The sequence below is a fragment of the Saccharopolyspora sp. NPDC000995 genome, from assembly GCF_053599315.1.
In genome coordinates this window covers 1-15,750 of the sequence record NZ_JBSFLZ010000001.1, presented here as the reverse complement: position 1 = coordinate 15,750, position 15,750 = coordinate 1, and the positions used below count along the sequence as shown (strand labels likewise).

Sequence of the window (15,750 nt, the reverse complement as noted above, 5' to 3'; positions counted from 1 at the left end):
GACTGTTCACTTCAATAGGCGAGGCGAACGGTCCGTTCGGTCCATGCCAGCACCTTCCAAAGCAGCCTGTTCAGCACCCACGGGTGCTCGCGGCCACCACCTGCGGATACGTCGTTCAAGGGCGGATGTTCTGGTTGAGGTGGAAGAGGTTGTGCGGGTCGTACTCGCGCTTCACCTGGACCAGCCGGTCGTAGTTCCCCTTGTAGTTCGCCCTGACCCGGTCCTGGTCGTCGCCGGCCATGAAGTTGACGTACCCGCCCTCCTCGCTGTGCGGCGCGGTCGCGGCGTAGTAGTCGCGTACCCAGGCGATGTTGGCTTCGTTGTCCGCCGGGTCGGGCCACATCCCGGCGATGACGGCCGCGAAGTTCGCATCCCGATAGGCGAACGCCGTCGCATCCGCCGCGACCCGGTGGCAAGCGCCGTCGATCGGGTAGATGTGCACCGTCGAGTTCAACGCCGGCACCTTCGGTCCGAACTGGGCGTGGGCGGCGATCATCTCGTCGGTCAGCTCGACGACGAAGTTGGCCTTCCAGTAGTGCTGGAGACCAGGCGGGACGAGCGCGTCGAAAGTGCTGTTGAGCCGCGGATAAGGCATCGGGCCCACGTGTTCGGCGACGATTGGCGCAATGTCGCGCAGCGGCTGGACGACGGCCGGGCCCGCGTCCATCGGCCCGGCCCAGCAAGCGACGATCGCGATCAGCACGTCGCCGTGCCGGTTCTCGGGGATGAACGGCAGCGGTGGCGCGATCTGGAAAGCGGGGAACGCGCTGAACTCTTCCGGGGCATGGGTGATGATCTCGCGGAAGGCCCGCAGCACGTTCGAGGCCTGGTCGACGTCGAAGAAGATCAGGCCGCCGTAGATGTCGCGCACCGGGGCGAGCCGGTACTCGAACGAGGTCACGACGCCGAAGTTGCCGCCACCGCCGCGCAATGCCCAGAACAGGTCCTCGTGCTGCCGCTCGTCGGCCACGACCAGCTCACCGGCCGCGGTCACGACGTCCGCGGAGACCAGGTTGTCGCAGGACAGGCCCAGGCCGCGGGCGAGGTGCCCGATGCCGCCGCCGAGGGTGAGCCCGCCGATGCCGGTGGTGGAGATGAGGCCGCCGGTGGTGGCCAGCCCGAAAGCGTGAGTGGCGGCGTCGACGTCGCCCCAGGTCGTGCCGCCTTCGGCCCGCGCGGTCCGGCCGCCTGGCGAAACCCGCACGCCGTGCATCGGAGTCAGGTCGAGCACCACACCGTCGTCGCAGGTCCCGAACCCGGGCACGCTGTGCCCACCACCGCGCACGGCGAGGTCGAGCTCGTTGTCCCGCGCGTAGTCGACGGTCGCGACGGCGTCCCCGGCGTTGACGCACCGCACGACGACCTGCGGCCGACGGTTGATCATGGCGTTGTAAACGCTTCGGGCCTGCTCGAAACCGTCGTCCTGCCGGCTGATCACGGCCCCGCGAACCCGCTCCCGCAACGTCTCGATCGTCAAGTCCATCGGAGCCACCCCGCCCGGGAGAACCAGCGCCATCGCGACTAACAGTGCGGCGAGCCGACCAGGTGGGACAGGGACGTATGGCCCGGGAGACGCGAAAGAGCCCCGGTCGCGGTGTCGCGTCCGGGGCTCTGACCAGCGGAGGATACGGGATTCGAACCCGTGAGGGCTATTAACCCAACACGATTTCCAATTCCGATGGCAGAGGTCAACACGGGTACCTAGCCGTACGTTCGCGCTGGTCAGCGCCATTGCTGGAACAGTGGGGGGTGGTTGGCGTGGGTACGTACTGAGACGGAAACTGAGCCGATCATCTGGGCGGCTGAGAGTTCGTGAGCGTGCTGACGGGTCCTTGTCTACATGGCCCCGGCTGGTTCGTGGCGTCTACGGCGATCTCAGCGCCTCTTGAGAGCCCTGTTGATGCTCGGAGATCATGCGGTAGTTCCAAGTCGGTTCGCCGCCGATCGGAGGCCTGCGGGCCGCTGAGCCGTGCCTCGGGAGCCCTCTAGGCCTAGAGGGGCCGCTAGACACCCATTCCGGCTCTGATCAGCGACCTAGGGCCTAGAGGGCAGTCACGACCGCCAACCACCCCCCACTGTTCTAGCCCCTTGGCGCTGGTCGACCGACGCGAGGATGCAGCAGAATGGAGACCATGAGCGAGCAGCCAGTGAGCGTATCCGCCGACGGCCTGGCGTCGTGGAACGAAGCGGTGCATCGGGCCGAGCGTGGCGAAAGCGTGCCCGTGATCGCCCACGGTGAGCACGTTGCCGACGTCGTGCCCTCCGGTGAGATCGATCGTTTGCGCGAGACGATCGAAGTGCTCTCCGACTCAGACGTCGTGCGCGACCTGCGCGAAGGTCTCGCCGACATGGCCGCCGGCCGAACCATCTCCGCAGACCAGATGGCCGCCGACCTCGCAGCCCGTGCGGCCAACGAATGACCCACCAGCCCAGCTACGCCGTCACCTATACCGCTTCCGCACGCCGTCAGATGAACCGGCTACCTCTGGCGGCTGCAATGGCAATGCATGATCACCTGACGGGCCCCGTTGCCGACATCCGCACCGCCTTGGAAAGCGGCTAGACGAGCCGCTAGGGGACCTGCACAGCACTCGGCGCGGCGAGTATCGAGCCCTCTACTCGATCGATGACAACGAAGTGACCGTCACAGTCGTGACCGTCGCTCATCGCCGCGACGCATACCGTTCGCGCTAAAAGCAGCATTACTTCGGTCATGGAGATCATGAGCTGGTCTGAGGCGTCGATGGCCAAGCGATACATGCACGTCCCGCACGAACTCGTGACCGCGATCGCTGACCATGTGAGCGGCATGATGTGGCCCGACCCGGAGCCGGACGACGAGGACGAGCCGGACGACGAGCAGCCGGAACTCACCGCCGGCCAGGCCGCCGCGATCCGCAAGCTTGCCGAGGCTCTGCCGAAGCAGCTGCGGAAGCAGTTCGAGGCCCTGCTGCCGGACGATGAGGGCGACGACCCGACCGGTGGCATCGTCATCCCTGCGTAGCTGAAGCGGGAGCGGACCCCGCTTAACGGGGGCAACTGAGACGGTATCTGAGACTGGACGCGAAAGAGCCCCGGTCGCGGTGTTGCGTCCGGGGCTCTGACCAGCGGAGGATACGGGATTCGAACCCGTGAGGGCTATTAACCCAACACGATTTCCAATCGTGCGCCTTAGGCCGCTCGGCCAATCCTCCGTGCGGAAGCCTAGCAGGGCGGTGTCGATCAGCCGGTGCCGGGTTTGGGCCGTGTCCCGGTTCCCTCGTCCACCGGTTCCCGGAGGTCCGGAAGATCGAGGTGGCGGATCTGGTTCAGCTTGCTGAACAGTTCGAACGGCGTGCTGCGGGCGTCTGGCAGCGTTGCGGTGGGTCGCGTCCCGGGCCGCTCGGGGCTTCGGGTTACACTAAACGCGGACCTCGTGCGGCGTCCATCCTGTGAACTCCCCCAGGGCCGGAAGGCAGCAAGGGTAAGCGGGCTCTGGCGGGTGCACGGGGTCCCCTTATTTTCTCCGGGGACCACCCTCCCGGGCTTGACCGGCAGGTCCGGGGCGGGTTTCAGGCCGTGTTCGGGTTGTCGTGCTCACCGCGTAGGGTTTCCACCGTGGCGCTCGCCCTTTACCGCAAGTACCGGCCGGCGACCTTCGCTGAGGTCGTCGGGCAAGACCACGTCACCGATCCGCTGCGGACAGCGCTGTCCGCCGGCCGGATCAACCACGCGTACCTGTTCTCCGGGCCGCGCGGTTGCGGCAAGACCTCCAGCGCACGCATCCTCGCCCGCTCGTTGAATTGCGCGCAGGGCCCGACCGCCGACCCGTGCGGGGAATGCGACTCGTGCGTCGCGCTCGCGCCCGAAGGCGGTGGCAGCGTCGACGTCGTCGAACTCGACGCGGCCAGCCACGGTGGTGTCGACGACACCCGCGAGCTGCGCGATCGGGCTTTCTTCGCGCCCGCCCAGTCGCGGTACCGGATCTTCATCATCGACGAGGCCCACATGGTCACCACGCAGGGCTTCAACGCCCTGCTGAAGATCGTCGAGGAACCGCCGGAACACCTGATCTTCGTCTTCGCCACCACCGAACCGGACAAGGTGCTCACCACCATCCGGTCCCGGACCCACCACTACCCGTTCCGGCTGATGCCGCCGGGCGTGATGCGCGAGCTGATCGAGCGCATCTGCCACGACGAAGGCGTGCAGGTCGAGCCTGCGGTGTACCCGCTGGTGATCCGGGCGGGCGGCGGGTCCGCCCGCGACACGCTGAGCGTGCTCGACCAGTTGCTCGCCGGGGCGGGGCCCGAAGGCGTCACCTACGAGCGCGCGATGGCCCTGCTCGGGGTCACCGACGTCGCGCTGATCGACGACATGGTCGACGCGCTCGCCGCGGGCGACGGCGCCGCCGTGTACGGCACGGTCGACCGGCTCGTGGAAGCCGGGCACGACCCGCGCCGGTTCGGCTCCGACCTGCTCGACCGGCTGCGCGACCTGGTGCTGCTCAACTCGGTGCCGGACGCCGCGCAGCGCGGACTGGTGGAGGCCGCCGGGGACGAGCTCGCCCGGATGCAGAGCCAGGCCGAACAGCTCGGCGCGGCAACGCTTTCCCGGTTTTCCGAGATCGTCCACACCGGACTTTCCGAGATGCGTGGCGCCACCGCGCCCCGGCTGCTGCTCGAACTGCTCTGCGCGCGGATGCTGCTGCCGGCCGCATCCGACTCGGAAACCGCCCTGCTGCAACGGTTGGAGCGCGTCGAGCGCCGCATGACCATCGCGCCCGGTGCGGGTGCTCCCGACGTCGCTCCGGCTGGGTCGGCAGCTACGCCAGCGGCGGACGCCGATGCACGGCCGAAGCGCGTCTTCCAGCGGCCGCACGAGCGCGAAACGCAGGAGGCGGCCGCGTCGCAGGCACCGGCGGCACCGCCTGCAGGGCCAGCCCCGGAGCGTGCGACGCATTTACCTGAGGCCGAGTCGCGGCCGGCCGCCGAGCAGGCGCCGCGTCCCGCGCCTGCGCCGCCGCCCCCGGCGGCCGAGCAGGCGCCGCGTCCCGCGCCAGCGGCGGAGCCTGTGGCGGCAGCGCCCGCCGGGGCGGCCGAGGTGCGGAAGGTGTGGTCGGACGTCCTGCAGGCAGTCGCGAAGCGGAATCGGCCGACGCAGGCGTTGCTGCTCAACGCGACGGTGCAGGACCTCAACGGCGGCACGCTGGTGTTGTCGATGCCGACGTCCGGGCTGGTCAAGCAGCTCGCTCAGCAGCGGCGGTTGGACTTCGTCCGGGATTCGCTGCGCGAGGTGGTCGGCGGCGAGTGGGAAGTCCAGTGCGTCGAGGCCGGTGCCGCACCGCCGCCTCCGGTTCGACCTGCCGCGCCCAAGCAGCCGCCGCAGCGCCGGTCGACCCAGCACAGCGACTCAAGTGCCCAGCCGTCCAACGGCCAGGCCGCGAATCCGCAGGCCGGTGGCCAGGCTGCCAACGGGCGGGCGCCCTCTCGGCCGCAGGCGGGTTCGCCCGCGCGTCAGGGTTCGGTGCCGCGTCCGCCGGAGCCCGACGACATCCCGCCGCCGCCCGAGCCGCCGGACGAAGAGCCTCCGCCGCCGGACGACGTCCCGCCGCCTCCGGAACCGCCTAGGCCCCCGGAACCGTCGCGGGCACCGCGTCCGCCTGTCTCCGACGACGAGGAAGACCCGGAGACGATGCTCGCCGAGTCATCCCCGATGGACGCCGACTCCCGCGTGGGTCCGGACCCCGAAGCGGCGGCGGTGGAGCTCTTCGAGCGCGAGCTCGGCGCCCGCAGGATCGACAACTGAGCCCTGCCGCGAAGCGGCACCGCGCTCTGGAGCGCCCCTGGAAGCGGCGGCGGTTTCTCGCATGGCCCAGCCGCCCGTCGGGTGGGGGTCAGGCTTGCTTTGCCAGGTGGCGGGCCAGGAATGCCACCGCTTTCGGGTAGGCGTCGAGGCGGTTGGCGCGTTTGGCCAGGCCGTGGCCCTCGTCGTCGTAGACCCGCAGCTCGCACTCCAGGCCCTTGGCGCGGACAGCCGCCGCGATCTGCTCCGCTTCGGACAACGGCACCCGTGGGTCGTTCGCCCCGTGCACCACGAACAATGGCGCCACAATGGATGCGACTTCGGTCAGCGGCGACGCCTCGCGCAGGAATTCGGCGTCGGCCGCGAGCGAACCGTATTCGCGCTCGCGGTGCGTGCGGCGGTAGGCGGCGGTCCTCTCCAGGAACGTGACCAGCGACGAGATTCCGACGATGTCGACTCCGGCCGCCCACCGCTGCGGTTGGAACGCCAGCCCGGCGAGCACCATGTACCCGCCGTACGAGCCGCCCCACAGCGCCGCGCGCTTCGGGTCCAGTCCGATCGACGGCAGCCAGTCGTGCAGGTCGCCGAGGTCGGTCACCGATTCCAGCCGGTTGCGCCGGTCGTCGGCCGAGTACCAGCGCTTCCCGTAGCCGGTGGAGCCGCGGACGTTGGGCATCAGCACCGTGTGCCCCTGGGCGACGAGGGCCTGGACGATCGGGTTGAACGTCCGCACCGACTGGCTCTCCGGGCCGCCGTGGATGAGTAGCACCGCCGAACCGGCCAGCCGCGGATCGGCCTCGGGCGGCGAGTAGACGAAGCACGGCAGCTGCTCGCCGTCGCGGGTCGGCGCCCGGTGCGTGCTCGGCTCGACCGGGCGCTGGCCGCGGAGCTGCTCCGCGGAGGCGGTCAGCGATTCGCATTCGCCGGTCGCGGCGTTCACCAGCAGCGCGTCGCCCGGAATCGTTGCGGCGCTGAAGGACAGCGCGACGAACCGCGAGTCCGGTGACCAGGCCGGGGTGGGCAGCGGGAACGCGCACCAGCCGTCGGCGGGCAGCCGGACGGCCCGCAGCAGGTGACCGGTCGCGTCGTGCAGCGCGAGCCGGCTCGCGCCGTCCTCGTTGGCCTGCACGAGCAGCGTCGAACCGTCAGGGGAGAGCCAGCCGGTGAGGTCGTGCTCGTCGGAGGTCACCAGCCACCGACGCGCCCCGGTCCGCGGGTCGATGTGTGCGATGCCGGTGAGGTCCCGGTCGGCGTTGGTGGTGACGACCAGCCCGTCGGGCAGCCAGCCGAGCTGTACGTGCCGGGCTGGCACATCGCGGCCGGTCAGCGCTAGCACGTCCCCGGGTGCTGTCGTGTCGACCAGGAGGAGCTGGTCGGACATCGGCGGGTCGGCGGGCACGGTCAGCGCCAGGTGGCGGCCGTCCCGCGAGGCCGCCGCCTCCATGACCATGCCACCACCGTCGTAGGCGACCTGCTCGTCGCCGGTGGCCACGTTGCGGATCACCACGTCGAAGTCCACGTCGTTGCGGCGGTTGGTCGCGTAGACGATCAGGCCGGGCAGGACGTCGAGCAGCCGGTGCACGTGTTCGGGGTCGCGGACCAGCGGCTCCAGGTCGCGCAGCTGCGCCGGGCGGGCGCGCGGTTGGTCCAGGCGCAGCAAGCAGAGCTGGCCTCGCTCGTTGCCGTTGGTGTCGTGCTGCACGACCACGGCGCGCTCGCCGGGAAGGTAACGGCCGGTCACCGCGCCGGGCAGGGCGGTCAGCGGGGTCTGCTCGCCGTCGGCGAGCTCGACGAGCTGGGTGGAACCGGATTTGTCGGAGCCGGCCAGGACTCGGCCGGTGGCGGACACGTCGAAGGCCCGCCAGCTGGTCAGCTCCAGCAACCGCACGATGTCCAGCGCCATGCGATCACCATGTCATGCTTCGCCCCCACCGCCCAGGCCCGCCGCCGCCCGCACCGCCAGGCGGGGCGGTCCGCGCATTCTCTAGGCTGGTGGCGTAGCCCGAATCGGGGTACGCGCACGCGCCAGCCGTAGGAGGATCACGTGCAGCCTGGTGGCCAGCCGAACATGCAGCAGATCATGGAACAGGCGCAGAAGATGCAGCAGCAGCTGATGACTGCGCAGCAGGAGCTCGCCGCCGCGGAGGTCACCGGCAGCGCCGGTGGCGGCCTGGTCACCGCGACCGTCAGCGGTGCGGGCGAGCTGAAGGGGCTGTCGATCGACCCGAAGGTGGCCGACCCGGAGGACACGGAGACGCTGGCCGATCTGGTCGTTGCGGCGGTCCGCGACGCCAACCGAGCGGCGCAGGAGTTGCAGGCCGAGAAGATGGGTCCGCTCACCGGTGCGCTGGGCGGTGGGGGCCTCGGCGGTCTCAGCCTGCCGGGCATGTGATCGCAGTTTCAGCTGGAACTGCGCACCGTCGTCGGCGGGGAGTGCGGTTTCAGTTGAAACTGCACTTCAATCCCTGGAAACGAGCGATAAGTGTACGAAGGTCCGGTTCAGGATTTGATCGATGAGCTCGGCAGGCTGCCGGGCATCGGTCCGAAGAGCGCGCAGCGCATCGCCTTCCACCTGCTCGCGGCGGAGCCCGCGGACGTGACCCGGCTGCAGGAGGTCCTGCAGAAGGTCAAGGAAGGCGTGGTGTTCTGCGACGTCTGCGGCAATGTCTCGGAGGAGACGACCTGCCGCATCTGCCGGGACGCCCGGCGGGACACGGCGCTGGTGTGCGTTGTCGAGGAACCCAAGGACGTGCTGGCGATCGAGCGCACCCGTGAGTTCAAGGGGCGCTACCACGTGCTCGGCGGCGCGCTGGATCCGCTGTCCGGGGTGGGGCCGGACCAGCTGCGGGTGCGTGAGCTGCTGGCCCGCATCGGGCAGGACGAAATCACCGAGGTGATCATCGCGACGGACCCGAACACCGAGGGCGAGGCGACCGCGACGTACCTGCTGCGGATGTTGCGGGACTTTCCCGGTCTGACGGTCACGCGGCTGGCATCCGGCCTGCCGATGGGTGGCGACCTGGAGTTCGCCGACGAGCTGACGCTCGGCCGTGCCCTCTCCGGTCGCCGCGCCATGTGATTTCCGAGCCCGCGCGTTTTCTCCTGGAAAATGCTCGTGAGTACTTCGGGGCGTAATAACGTCCCAGGCACTCACGAGCATTTTGTTGCGGTTACGCCGATCCGGTTGATGTGCGCTGGCCCGGAGTCCCGGCATCGCGACCCGGTCGGGTTGAAGGCGGCCGCGAGCGGTACCGCCGGAGGTGTTCGCTCATCGCCAGAATCAGTCGCGACGAGCATGAGCTTCCGCATTTTTTACCGGTTTTCCCGGGTTATCCGATAGTTCTTCCCGGGCCGTCCGGGCGGCTCAATGCTTTCGCCCACGTGGGTGAATGCCCGATAAATCGGGTTTTCCTTAGGCGCGCCTAAGTAGCTGGATCGTAACCTCAGGTGCTCCACCCAACTCCGAATGCGAGTTAGTCTCACGGAACTCTGAGACCTGAGACACACCGAGGTGCTTCCATGAGTAGAGCTCCATCGGCGCCGCGTCGCGTATCAAGCACGCGGCGCCGTGTTGTGACCGCTGGCGTCGCCATCGTCGCGGCGACCTCGCTGGCGGCCTGCGCGCAATCGCAGCGCGAGGCCGGCGGCGGTGAAGGCGGCACGCTCACCTTCGGCGCGGCAGGCGCACCCGACCTGTTCGACCCCTTCTACGCCTCCGACGGCGAGACCTTCCGGGTCACCCGTCAGATCACGGAAGGCCTCGTCGGCTTCAAGCCGGGCTCGTCCGACGTACAACCGGAGCTCGCCGAGAGCTGGGAGCACAGCCTGGACGGCAAGACCTGGACCTTCAAGCTCCGCCGGGGCGTGAAGTTCCACGACGGCACCGACTTCAACGGCGAAGCGGTGTGCAAGAACTTCCAGCGCATGTTCAACCAGACCGGCGCCGGTCAGAACAACGCGCTGTCCTACTACTGGATCGAGAACTTCGGTGGGTTCGCCGACGGCAAGACCCCGTCGCTGTACCAGGCGTGCGACGCGCCGGACGCGACCACGGCCGTGGTCTACCTGACGCGCGCCAGCTCGAAGTTCCCGGACATCCTCGGGTTGCCGTCGTTCAGCATGCAGTCGCCGACCGCGATGGACCAGTACCAGGCCAACAACGTGCAGGCGCAAGGCGACAGCTTCGTGTACCCGGAGTACGCCAAGGCGCACCCGACCGGCACCGGTCCCTTCAAGTTCGCCTCCTACGACGAGAGCAACGGCACCATCAAACTGGTCCGCAACGACGAGTACTGGGGCGACAAGGCCAAGCTCAACGAGCTGATCTTCCGAATCATCCCGGACGAGACGGTGCGCAAGCAGGAGCTGGAGTCGGGCGCCATCGACGGCTACGACTTCCCCAACGCCGCCGACCTCAAGGCGCTGCGCGACGCCGGCAACGACGTCCAGGTCCGCGACCCGTTCAACATCATGTACCTGGGCATCACCCAGAAGAACAACCCGGCGCTGCAGAACCTGAAGGTGCGGCAGGCGCTGGCGTACGCGGTGGACCGGGAGACGCTGGTCAAGTCAAACCTGCCGGAAGGCGCCTCGGTGGCCACCCAGTTCTACCCGAATACGGTGGACGGCTACGCAGAGGACGTGCAGAAGTACTCGCACGACCCGGCGAAGGCCAAGCAGCTGCTCGCCGAGGCGGGCGTGCCGAACCTGACGTTGAACTTCTACTGGCCCACCGAGGTGACCCGGCCGTACATGCCGGACCCGCAGGGCATCTACAACGCCCTCGCCGAGGACTTGCGCGAGGCGGGCTTCACCATCAACCCCGTGAGCAAGCCGTGGAACGGCGGCTACATCGACGACGTGGACAATGCCAAGGCCGACATCTTCCTGCTCGGCTGGACCGGTGACTACAACACGCCGGACAACTTCATCGGCACCTTCTTCGGCACGACGACCAACCGTTTCTACACCGCGGCCTCGCCGTGGGGCGAGGAGCTGGCAGCGCAGCTGAAGGCCGCAGACGGCGAGCCGGACGAGGCCAAGCGCAACCAGATGTACCAGGACATCAACCGGAAGCTGATGTCCGAGTACCTGCCCGCCGTGCCGCTGTCGCACTCGCCGCCGGCGATCGTGACCAGCCCGCGGGTGCACGGGTTGCAGACGTCACCGTTGACCGCCGAGGAGTTCGCGGCGGTGAGCGTTTCGGAGAAGTAAGTTGACGATTTCGCGCGGAACCGGCGCGGCTCCCGCACGGGGACCGTCGGTTTCGCGCGAAATCGCGCGCTCACGTCCGGACTGACCAAACGGGGGTTTCGTGCTCCGCTTCACGATCCGACGGCTCGCGCAGCTGGCGCTGGTCGTCGTTGTGCTGTCGATGCTGCTGTTCGCCTGGCTGCGGATGTTGCCCGGCGGCCCGGTGTCAGCGCTGCTGGGGGACCGCGCCACACCGGAGGCGCGCGCCAAGCTCGAAGCCGATCTCGGCCTGGACCAACCGATCTTCGTGCAGTATTGGCGTTTCCTGGGGCGCGCCATCACCGGTGACTTCGGCACGTCGACCGGCGTGCAGCGCGGGTCGCCAGCGCTGGAGGTGTTTTTGACCCGCTTCCCGGCCACACTGGAGCTGTCGATCCTGGCGCTGCTGCTGGCGGTGGTGGTCGGCATCCCGCTTGGCTACCTGGCGGCCCGCAAGCGCGGCAGCTGGCTGGACAACGTGAGCATCACCTGGTCGCTGATCGGTGTTGCGGTGCCGGTGTTCTTCCTGGCGTTCCTGCTGAAGTTCGTGTTCGCCATCCAGCTGGGTGCGCTGCCGGCCTCCGGCCGCCAGGACGTCGGGCTGAACGCGACGCGGGTGACCGGCTTCTACATCCTCGACGGGCTCCTGACCCGTGAGTTCGACGCCGCGTGGAACTCGTTCGTGCACCTGATCCTGCCGGCCATCGCGCTGTCCACCATCCCGTTCGCGGTGATCTTCCGGATCACCCGGGCTGCGGTGCTGGACGTGATGGATGAGGACTACGTGCGCACGGCGCGGGCGAAGGGCCTGACGGGCATGGTGATCCGGCGTCGGCACATCTTGCACAACGCGATGCTGCCGGTGGTGACGACGATCGGCCTGCAGACCGGCGCGCTGCTGGCCGGGGCGGTGCTGACCGAGCGGGTGTTCAACATCGCGGGGGTCGGCCAGGCGGTGGCGATCGGGTTCCAGCGCAAGGACTTCCCGGTGCTGCAAGTGGTGATCCTGGCGTCCGCGATGGTGTACGTGCTGGTCAACCTGATAGTCGACCTCTCGTATGCGTTGATCGACCCACGACTGCGGACACGGTGAGGTCATGGTGCTGAAAACGCAGCGCAAGGAACGCATCGACGCCCTGGCGGAGGCGGTGTCGGATGCCGGGGTGAGCCTGGCCGCGTCGGCGTGGCGGCGGCTGAAGCGCAACCCAGTGTTCGTGGTCGGCGCGGTGATCATCGGCGCGTTCGTGCTGCTGGCGCTGCTCGCGCCGGTGCTCGCCCCGCACGACCCGGCGCAACGCCTGCTGGAGCAGCAGGTTTCGCGCGCGGACAACACGATCCCGCCGCCGCAGGATGGTTTCCCGCTCGGCGGCGACCAGTACGGCCGGGATCTGTTCTCCCGGCTGCTGCTGGGTTCCCAGCAGACGCTGCTGGTCGCCGTGCTGGCCACCGTGATCGGGCTCGGCGGCGGCCTGGTGCTGGGCATCTCGGCCGGCGCGTTCGGCGGCTGGGTCGACGCGTTGGTCATGCGGATCGCGGACGTGATGCTGTCGGTGCCGTCGCTGCTGCTGGCGGTGTCGATCGGCGCGTTGTTCGCGCAGCAGACCCAGTTCACCGTGATCCTCGCGGTGGCGATCGTGCAGGTGCCGATCTTCGGGCGGTTGCTGCGCGGCACGATGCTCGCGCAACGGGCCAGCGATCACGTGCTGGCCGCGCGGGCGCTGGGCGTGAAGGAGAGCGCGATCGTGTTCCGCCACATGCTGCCGAACGCGCTCGGCCCGGTCATCGTGCAGGCCACCCTGGTGCTGGCGGTGGCGATCATCGACGCGGCGGCGCTGTCGTTCCTGGGGCTGGGCGCGGCCGACGACTCGGTGCCGGAATGGGGGCAGATGCTCGGCGGCGCGCAGAACATCATCGACTCGCACCCGCAGCTGGCGTTCTGGCCGGCTGGTTGCATCATCCTGGTCGCGCTCGGGTTCACGCTGGCCGGCGAGTCGTTGCGGGATGCCTTGGACCCCAAACGCCGGCGCTAGAGATGAGGAAACGGATGGCACTGCTGGAAGTTCGCGACCTCTCGGTGGTCTTCGCTCGCAAGGGCGAGCCGCCGGTCACCGCCGTGGACGGCATCTCCTTCGACGTCGATCCGGGCCGCACCGTCGGCCTGGTCGGCGAGTCGGGATGCGGAAAGTCGGTCACCTCGCTGGCGATCATGGGCCTGCTGCCGAGCACCGGGGCGGAGGTTTCCGGTTCGATAAACTTCGACGGCACCGACCTGCTGCAGCTGCCCCGGCGCGAGCTGGATCAGCGCCGCGGCCGCGACCTGAGCATGGTGTTCCAGGACCCGCTGACCTCGTTGAACCCGGTGGTGCCGATCGGCCTGCAGGTGTCGGAGGTCATCGAGCGGCACCGCGGGCTGCCACGCAAGGAGGCGATGCCGGAGGCCGAGGACCTGCTGCGGCGGGTGGGGATTCCGGACCCGAGGCGGCGGTTGAAGGAGTACCCGCACCAGCTCTCCGGCGGCATGCGGCAGCGCGCGCTGATCGCGATGGCGCTGGCCTGCAAGCCGCGGCTGCTCATCGCCGACGAACCGACCACCGCGCTGGACGTGACGATCCAGGCGCAGATCCTGCAGCTGCTGACCGAACTGGTCGTCGAGACCGAGACCGCGCTGATCATGATCACGCACGATCTGGGTGTGGTGGCCGGGCTCTGCGACGAGGTGAACGTGCTTTACGCGGGCCGGGTGGTGGAACGGGCCGCGCGGCACGAGCTGTTCGCCCGGCCCCGGCACCCCTACACGGCGGGCCTGCTGGCCTCGATCCCACGGCTGGATTCGCCGCGCGGCCAGCGGCTGTCGCCGATCAAGGGCTCGATCAGCGACAACATCCCGTGGGACGCCGGTTGCGCGTTCTGCCCACGCTGCCCGAACGCGAAGGAGGTCTGCGAGCAGCAGACCCCGGACGTGAGCATCGACGTCGGCGCGCGGCTGCTGCGCTGCCACAACCCGGTGCGCGAGACTGTGTCGACCCCGGTGGAGGCGTGATGAGCTCCCCCCTCCCGCCGCCCGCCGCTGGTTCTGCCGCAATTTCAATGGAAATCGGACCTTCGATTTCCATTGAAATCGCGTGGGGGGCACTGGCGCGACACGGCCAGACCACGCACCTGTTGACCGCATCGGATGCCGGCGCCTGGTGCCGGACCCTGGAGGCGTCATGACCGAAGCCCCGGAAACCGCGGGGAATTCCCGGGAAGTGCTCGTCGACGTCGACCAGGTCGAGGTGCACTTCCCGATCAAGCGCGGCGTGGTGCTGGATCGCACGGTCGGCCACGTGTACGCCGTCGACGGGGTGTCGCTGCGCATCGAACGCGGCGAAACCTACGGCCTGGTCGGGGAATCCGGCTGCGGCAAGTCGACGCTGGGGCGCGCGGTGCTGCGGCTGGAGAAGCCGACCGGGGGCCGCGTGGTGTTCGACGGCGTCGACCTGTCCGGGATGAAGGGCGAGCCGCTGCGCCGGATGCGCCGCCGGATGCAGATGGTCTTCCAGGACCCGCTGTCGTCCCTGGATCCCCGGCAGTCGGTGCAGTCGCTGCTGGTCGAGGGCATGCGGGCGCACGGTATGGACACCGGCCGGACGGCCACCGACAGGCGGTTGCGCGAGTTGCTGTCGGCCGTGGGCCTGCCGTCGACCTCGCTGCGCAAGTACCCGCACGAGTTCTCCGGCGGCCAGCGGCAGCGCATCGGCATCGCCCGGGCGCTGTCGGTTGGGCCGGACCTGGTGGTGGCCGACGAGCCGGTGTCCGCGCTGGACGTGTCGGTGCAGGCGCAGGTGCTGAACCTGCTGGAGGACCTGCAGGCCGAGTTCGGGTTGACCTACCTGGTGATCGCGCACGACCTCGCGGTGGTGCGGCACATCGCCGACCGGGTCGGGGTGATGTACCTCGGCGGCATCGTGGAGGAGTCCACATCGGACGACCTGTACGAGCAGCCGCTGCACCCGTACTCGAAGGCGCTGCTCTCGGCGGTCCCGGTGCCGGATCCGGCGGTGGAGGACGAGCGCGAGCAGATCCTGCTCTCCGGCGACCTGCCTTCGCCGGCCGCGCCGCCGTCGGGCTGCCGCTTCCACACCAGGTGCCCGTGGCGGCAGTCGACCCGGTGCGACACGCAGCGGCCGGAGCTGCGTGAGCTGAAGCCCGGACACCGGGTGGCGTGCCACTACGCCGAGGACATCCGCGACGGCCGCCTGAAGCCGCACGAGGTGTCGGCCGAAGCGGTGAACCCGGCGGACTTCGGCGACCTCGACGTCGCCTCCGCCCACCCGGCCTGAGCGCGATTTCAATTGAATCGGACCTTCGATTTCCATTTAAATCGCGCGTTGTCCACTGCCGTAGGGTTCCGGACATCTAGGTTCACAAGATCGCTAGGTCCGGCCGAACGGAGGCAGTGGGTGAGGTACAGCAGTGCTGCGCGGTGCTCCGCGTGCGAGCACCGGGCGATACTGGAGCGGGCGACCGCGCAACGCCTGATGACCGAGACCGACCGGATCCTGGTGCCATACGACTGCCCGGAGGGCAACGGCATCCACGTCCGCAACCCGGACTTCGAACGCGGCCCCACCCGCTAGGGCTCGGCAGCGGCGGGGGGGTGGGGCGGCAAAGCCCCCCCCCCCCCACCCGCCCCCCCCAGGAGCGCCCCCCCGCGCCCCCACCCCAACCCCCCGCCCCCCCAACACCCAACCA

Annotated in this window: 14 protein-coding genes, 1 tRNA gene and 1 other RNA gene; 13 read left to right on the top strand and 3 right to left on the bottom strand. The window is 69.1% G+C overall.

Features of this window, described 5'->3' with window-relative positions; genetic code table 11:
• Window positions 1-115 precede the first annotated feature (115 nt).
• Complete coding sequence (locus ACWDKQ_RS00080) at window positions 116-1,483, bottom strand: FAD-binding oxidoreductase (protein WP_450136545.1); 1,368 nt, start codon at window positions 1,481-1,483, stop codon at window positions 116-118.
• A gap of 640 nt (window positions 1,484-2,123) precedes the next feature.
• On the opposite strand from ACWDKQ_RS00080, the gene ACWDKQ_RS00075 reads away from it, so the two are divergent.
• The 3 genes from ACWDKQ_RS00075 to ACWDKQ_RS00065 all read left to right on the top strand — a co-directional run bounded on the left by ACWDKQ_RS00075 (window position 2,124) and on the right by ACWDKQ_RS00065 (window position 3,004).
• Window positions 2,124-2,420 carry a hypothetical protein gene (locus tag ACWDKQ_RS00075; protein ID WP_450136544.1) on the top strand — a complete coding sequence of 99 codons (297 nt, stop codon included), beginning with the start codon at window positions 2,124-2,126 and terminating at the stop codon, window positions 2,418-2,420.
• A 160-nt stretch (window positions 2,421-2,580) separates the two neighbouring features.
• Complete coding sequence (locus ACWDKQ_RS00070) at window positions 2,581-2,694, top strand: type II toxin-antitoxin system RelE/ParE family toxin (RefSeq protein ID WP_450136767.1); 114 nt, start codon at window positions 2,581-2,583, stop codon at window positions 2,692-2,694.
• Window positions 2,695-2,722: 28 nt separating this feature from the next.
• Complete coding sequence (locus ACWDKQ_RS00065; RefSeq protein WP_450136543.1) at window positions 2,723-3,004, top strand: hypothetical protein; 282 nt, start codon at window positions 2,723-2,725, stop codon at window positions 3,002-3,004.
• Between the two features lie 104 nt (window positions 3,005-3,108).
• On the opposite strand, the gene ACWDKQ_RS00060 is transcribed toward ACWDKQ_RS00065, so the two are convergent.
• Window positions 3,109-3,194 (bottom strand) — tRNA-Ser (locus tag ACWDKQ_RS00060).
• 211 nt (window positions 3,195-3,405) lie between these two features.
• On the opposite strand from ACWDKQ_RS00060, the gene ffs reads away from it, so the two are divergent.
• An RNA gene (gene ffs, locus ACWDKQ_RS00055) (signal recognition particle sRNA small type) lies at window positions 3,406-3,500 on the top strand.
• Window positions 3,501-3,597: 97 nt separating this feature from the next.
• Entirely contained in the window at window positions 3,598-5,787 is a 2,190-nt protein-coding gene (locus ACWDKQ_RS00050) for a DNA polymerase III subunit gamma and tau (RefSeq protein ID WP_450136542.1), read from the top strand.
• Between the two features lie 88 nt (window positions 5,788-5,875).
• Here the strand turns inward: ACWDKQ_RS00050 and ACWDKQ_RS00045 are convergent, their stop codons facing one another.
• Complete coding sequence (locus tag ACWDKQ_RS00045) at window positions 5,876-7,687, bottom strand: S9 family peptidase (protein WP_450136541.1); 1,812 nt, start codon at window positions 7,685-7,687, stop codon at window positions 5,876-5,878.
• Between the two features lie 165 nt (window positions 7,688-7,852).
• Here ACWDKQ_RS00045 and ACWDKQ_RS00040 point away from each other — a divergent pair, with 165 nt between their 5' ends.
• From ACWDKQ_RS00040 to ACWDKQ_RS00005, 8 genes are all read left to right on the top strand, one after another.
• The gene (locus ACWDKQ_RS00040) at window positions 7,853-8,176 is read left to right on the top strand and encodes a YbaB/EbfC family nucleoid-associated protein (protein WP_450136766.1); all 324 of its coding nucleotides are present in this window, start codon (window positions 7,853-7,855) and stop codon (window positions 8,174-8,176) included.
• Window positions 8,177-8,266: 90 nt separating this feature from the next.
• A complete protein-coding gene (gene recR / locus ACWDKQ_RS00035; protein ID WP_450136540.1) occupies window positions 8,267-8,863 on the top strand; it encodes a recombination mediator RecR in 597 nt (198 codons plus the stop codon).
• A 440-nt stretch (window positions 8,864-9,303) separates the two neighbouring features.
• The gene (locus tag ACWDKQ_RS00030) at window positions 9,304-10,998 is read left to right on the top strand and encodes an ABC transporter substrate-binding protein (RefSeq protein WP_450136539.1); all 1,695 of its coding nucleotides are present in this window, start codon (window positions 9,304-9,306) and stop codon (window positions 10,996-10,998) included.
• A 100-nt stretch (window positions 10,999-11,098) separates the two neighbouring features.
• Window positions 11,099-12,109, top strand: coding sequence for an ABC transporter permease (locus tag ACWDKQ_RS00025; RefSeq protein WP_450136538.1), 1,011 nt, complete (start codon window positions 11,099-11,101; stop codon window positions 12,107-12,109).
• Between the two features lie 4 nt (window positions 12,110-12,113).
• Window positions 12,114-13,046, top strand: coding sequence for an ABC transporter permease (locus ACWDKQ_RS00020; RefSeq protein ID WP_450136537.1), 933 nt, complete (start codon window positions 12,114-12,116; stop codon window positions 13,044-13,046).
• A 14-nt stretch (window positions 13,047-13,060) separates the two neighbouring features.
• Window positions 13,061-14,056 (top strand): ABC transporter ATP-binding protein, encoded by a 996-nt coding sequence (locus tag ACWDKQ_RS00015; protein WP_450136536.1) that lies wholly within the window; start codon window positions 13,061-13,063, stop codon window positions 14,054-14,056.
• Window positions 14,057-14,225: 169 nt separating this feature from the next.
• Entirely contained in the window at window positions 14,226-15,338 is a 1,113-nt protein-coding gene (locus ACWDKQ_RS00010) for an ABC transporter ATP-binding protein (RefSeq protein WP_450136535.1), read from the top strand.
• Window positions 15,339-15,458: 120 nt separating this feature from the next.
• A complete protein-coding gene (locus ACWDKQ_RS00005) occupies window positions 15,459-15,635 on the top strand; it encodes a hypothetical protein (protein WP_450136534.1) in 177 nt (58 codons plus the stop codon).
• Window positions 15,636-15,750 lie beyond the last annotated feature (115 nt).

Coding starts and splice junctions, on each gene's coding strand:
- ACWDKQ_RS00080 (WP_450136545.1), bottom strand. CDS start 1,483: ATGGACTTGACGATCGAGACGTTGCGGGAGCGGGTTCGCGGGGCCGTG.
- ACWDKQ_RS00045 (WP_450136541.1), bottom strand. CDS start 7,687: ATGGCGCTGGACATCGTGCGGTTGCTGGAGCTGACCAGCTGGCGGGCC.
- ACWDKQ_RS00030 (WP_450136539.1), top strand. CDS start 9,304: ATGAGTAGAGCTCCATCGGCGCCGCGTCGCGTATCAAGCACGCGGCGC.
- ACWDKQ_RS00065 (WP_450136543.1), top strand. CDS start 2,723: ATGAGCTGGTCTGAGGCGTCGATGGCCAAGCGATACATGCACGTCCCG.
- ACWDKQ_RS00040 (WP_450136766.1), top strand. CDS start 7,853: ATGCAGCAGATCATGGAACAGGCGCAGAAGATGCAGCAGCAGCTGATG.
- ACWDKQ_RS00020 (WP_450136537.1), top strand. CDS start 12,114: ATGGTGCTGAAAACGCAGCGCAAGGAACGCATCGACGCCCTGGCGGAG.
- ACWDKQ_RS00075 (WP_450136544.1), top strand. CDS start 2,124: ATGGAGACCATGAGCGAGCAGCCAGTGAGCGTATCCGCCGACGGCCTG.
- ACWDKQ_RS00010 (WP_450136535.1), top strand. CDS start 14,226: ATGACCGAAGCCCCGGAAACCGCGGGGAATTCCCGGGAAGTGCTCGTC.
- ACWDKQ_RS00015 (WP_450136536.1), top strand. CDS start 13,061: ATGGCACTGCTGGAAGTTCGCGACCTCTCGGTGGTCTTCGCTCGCAAG.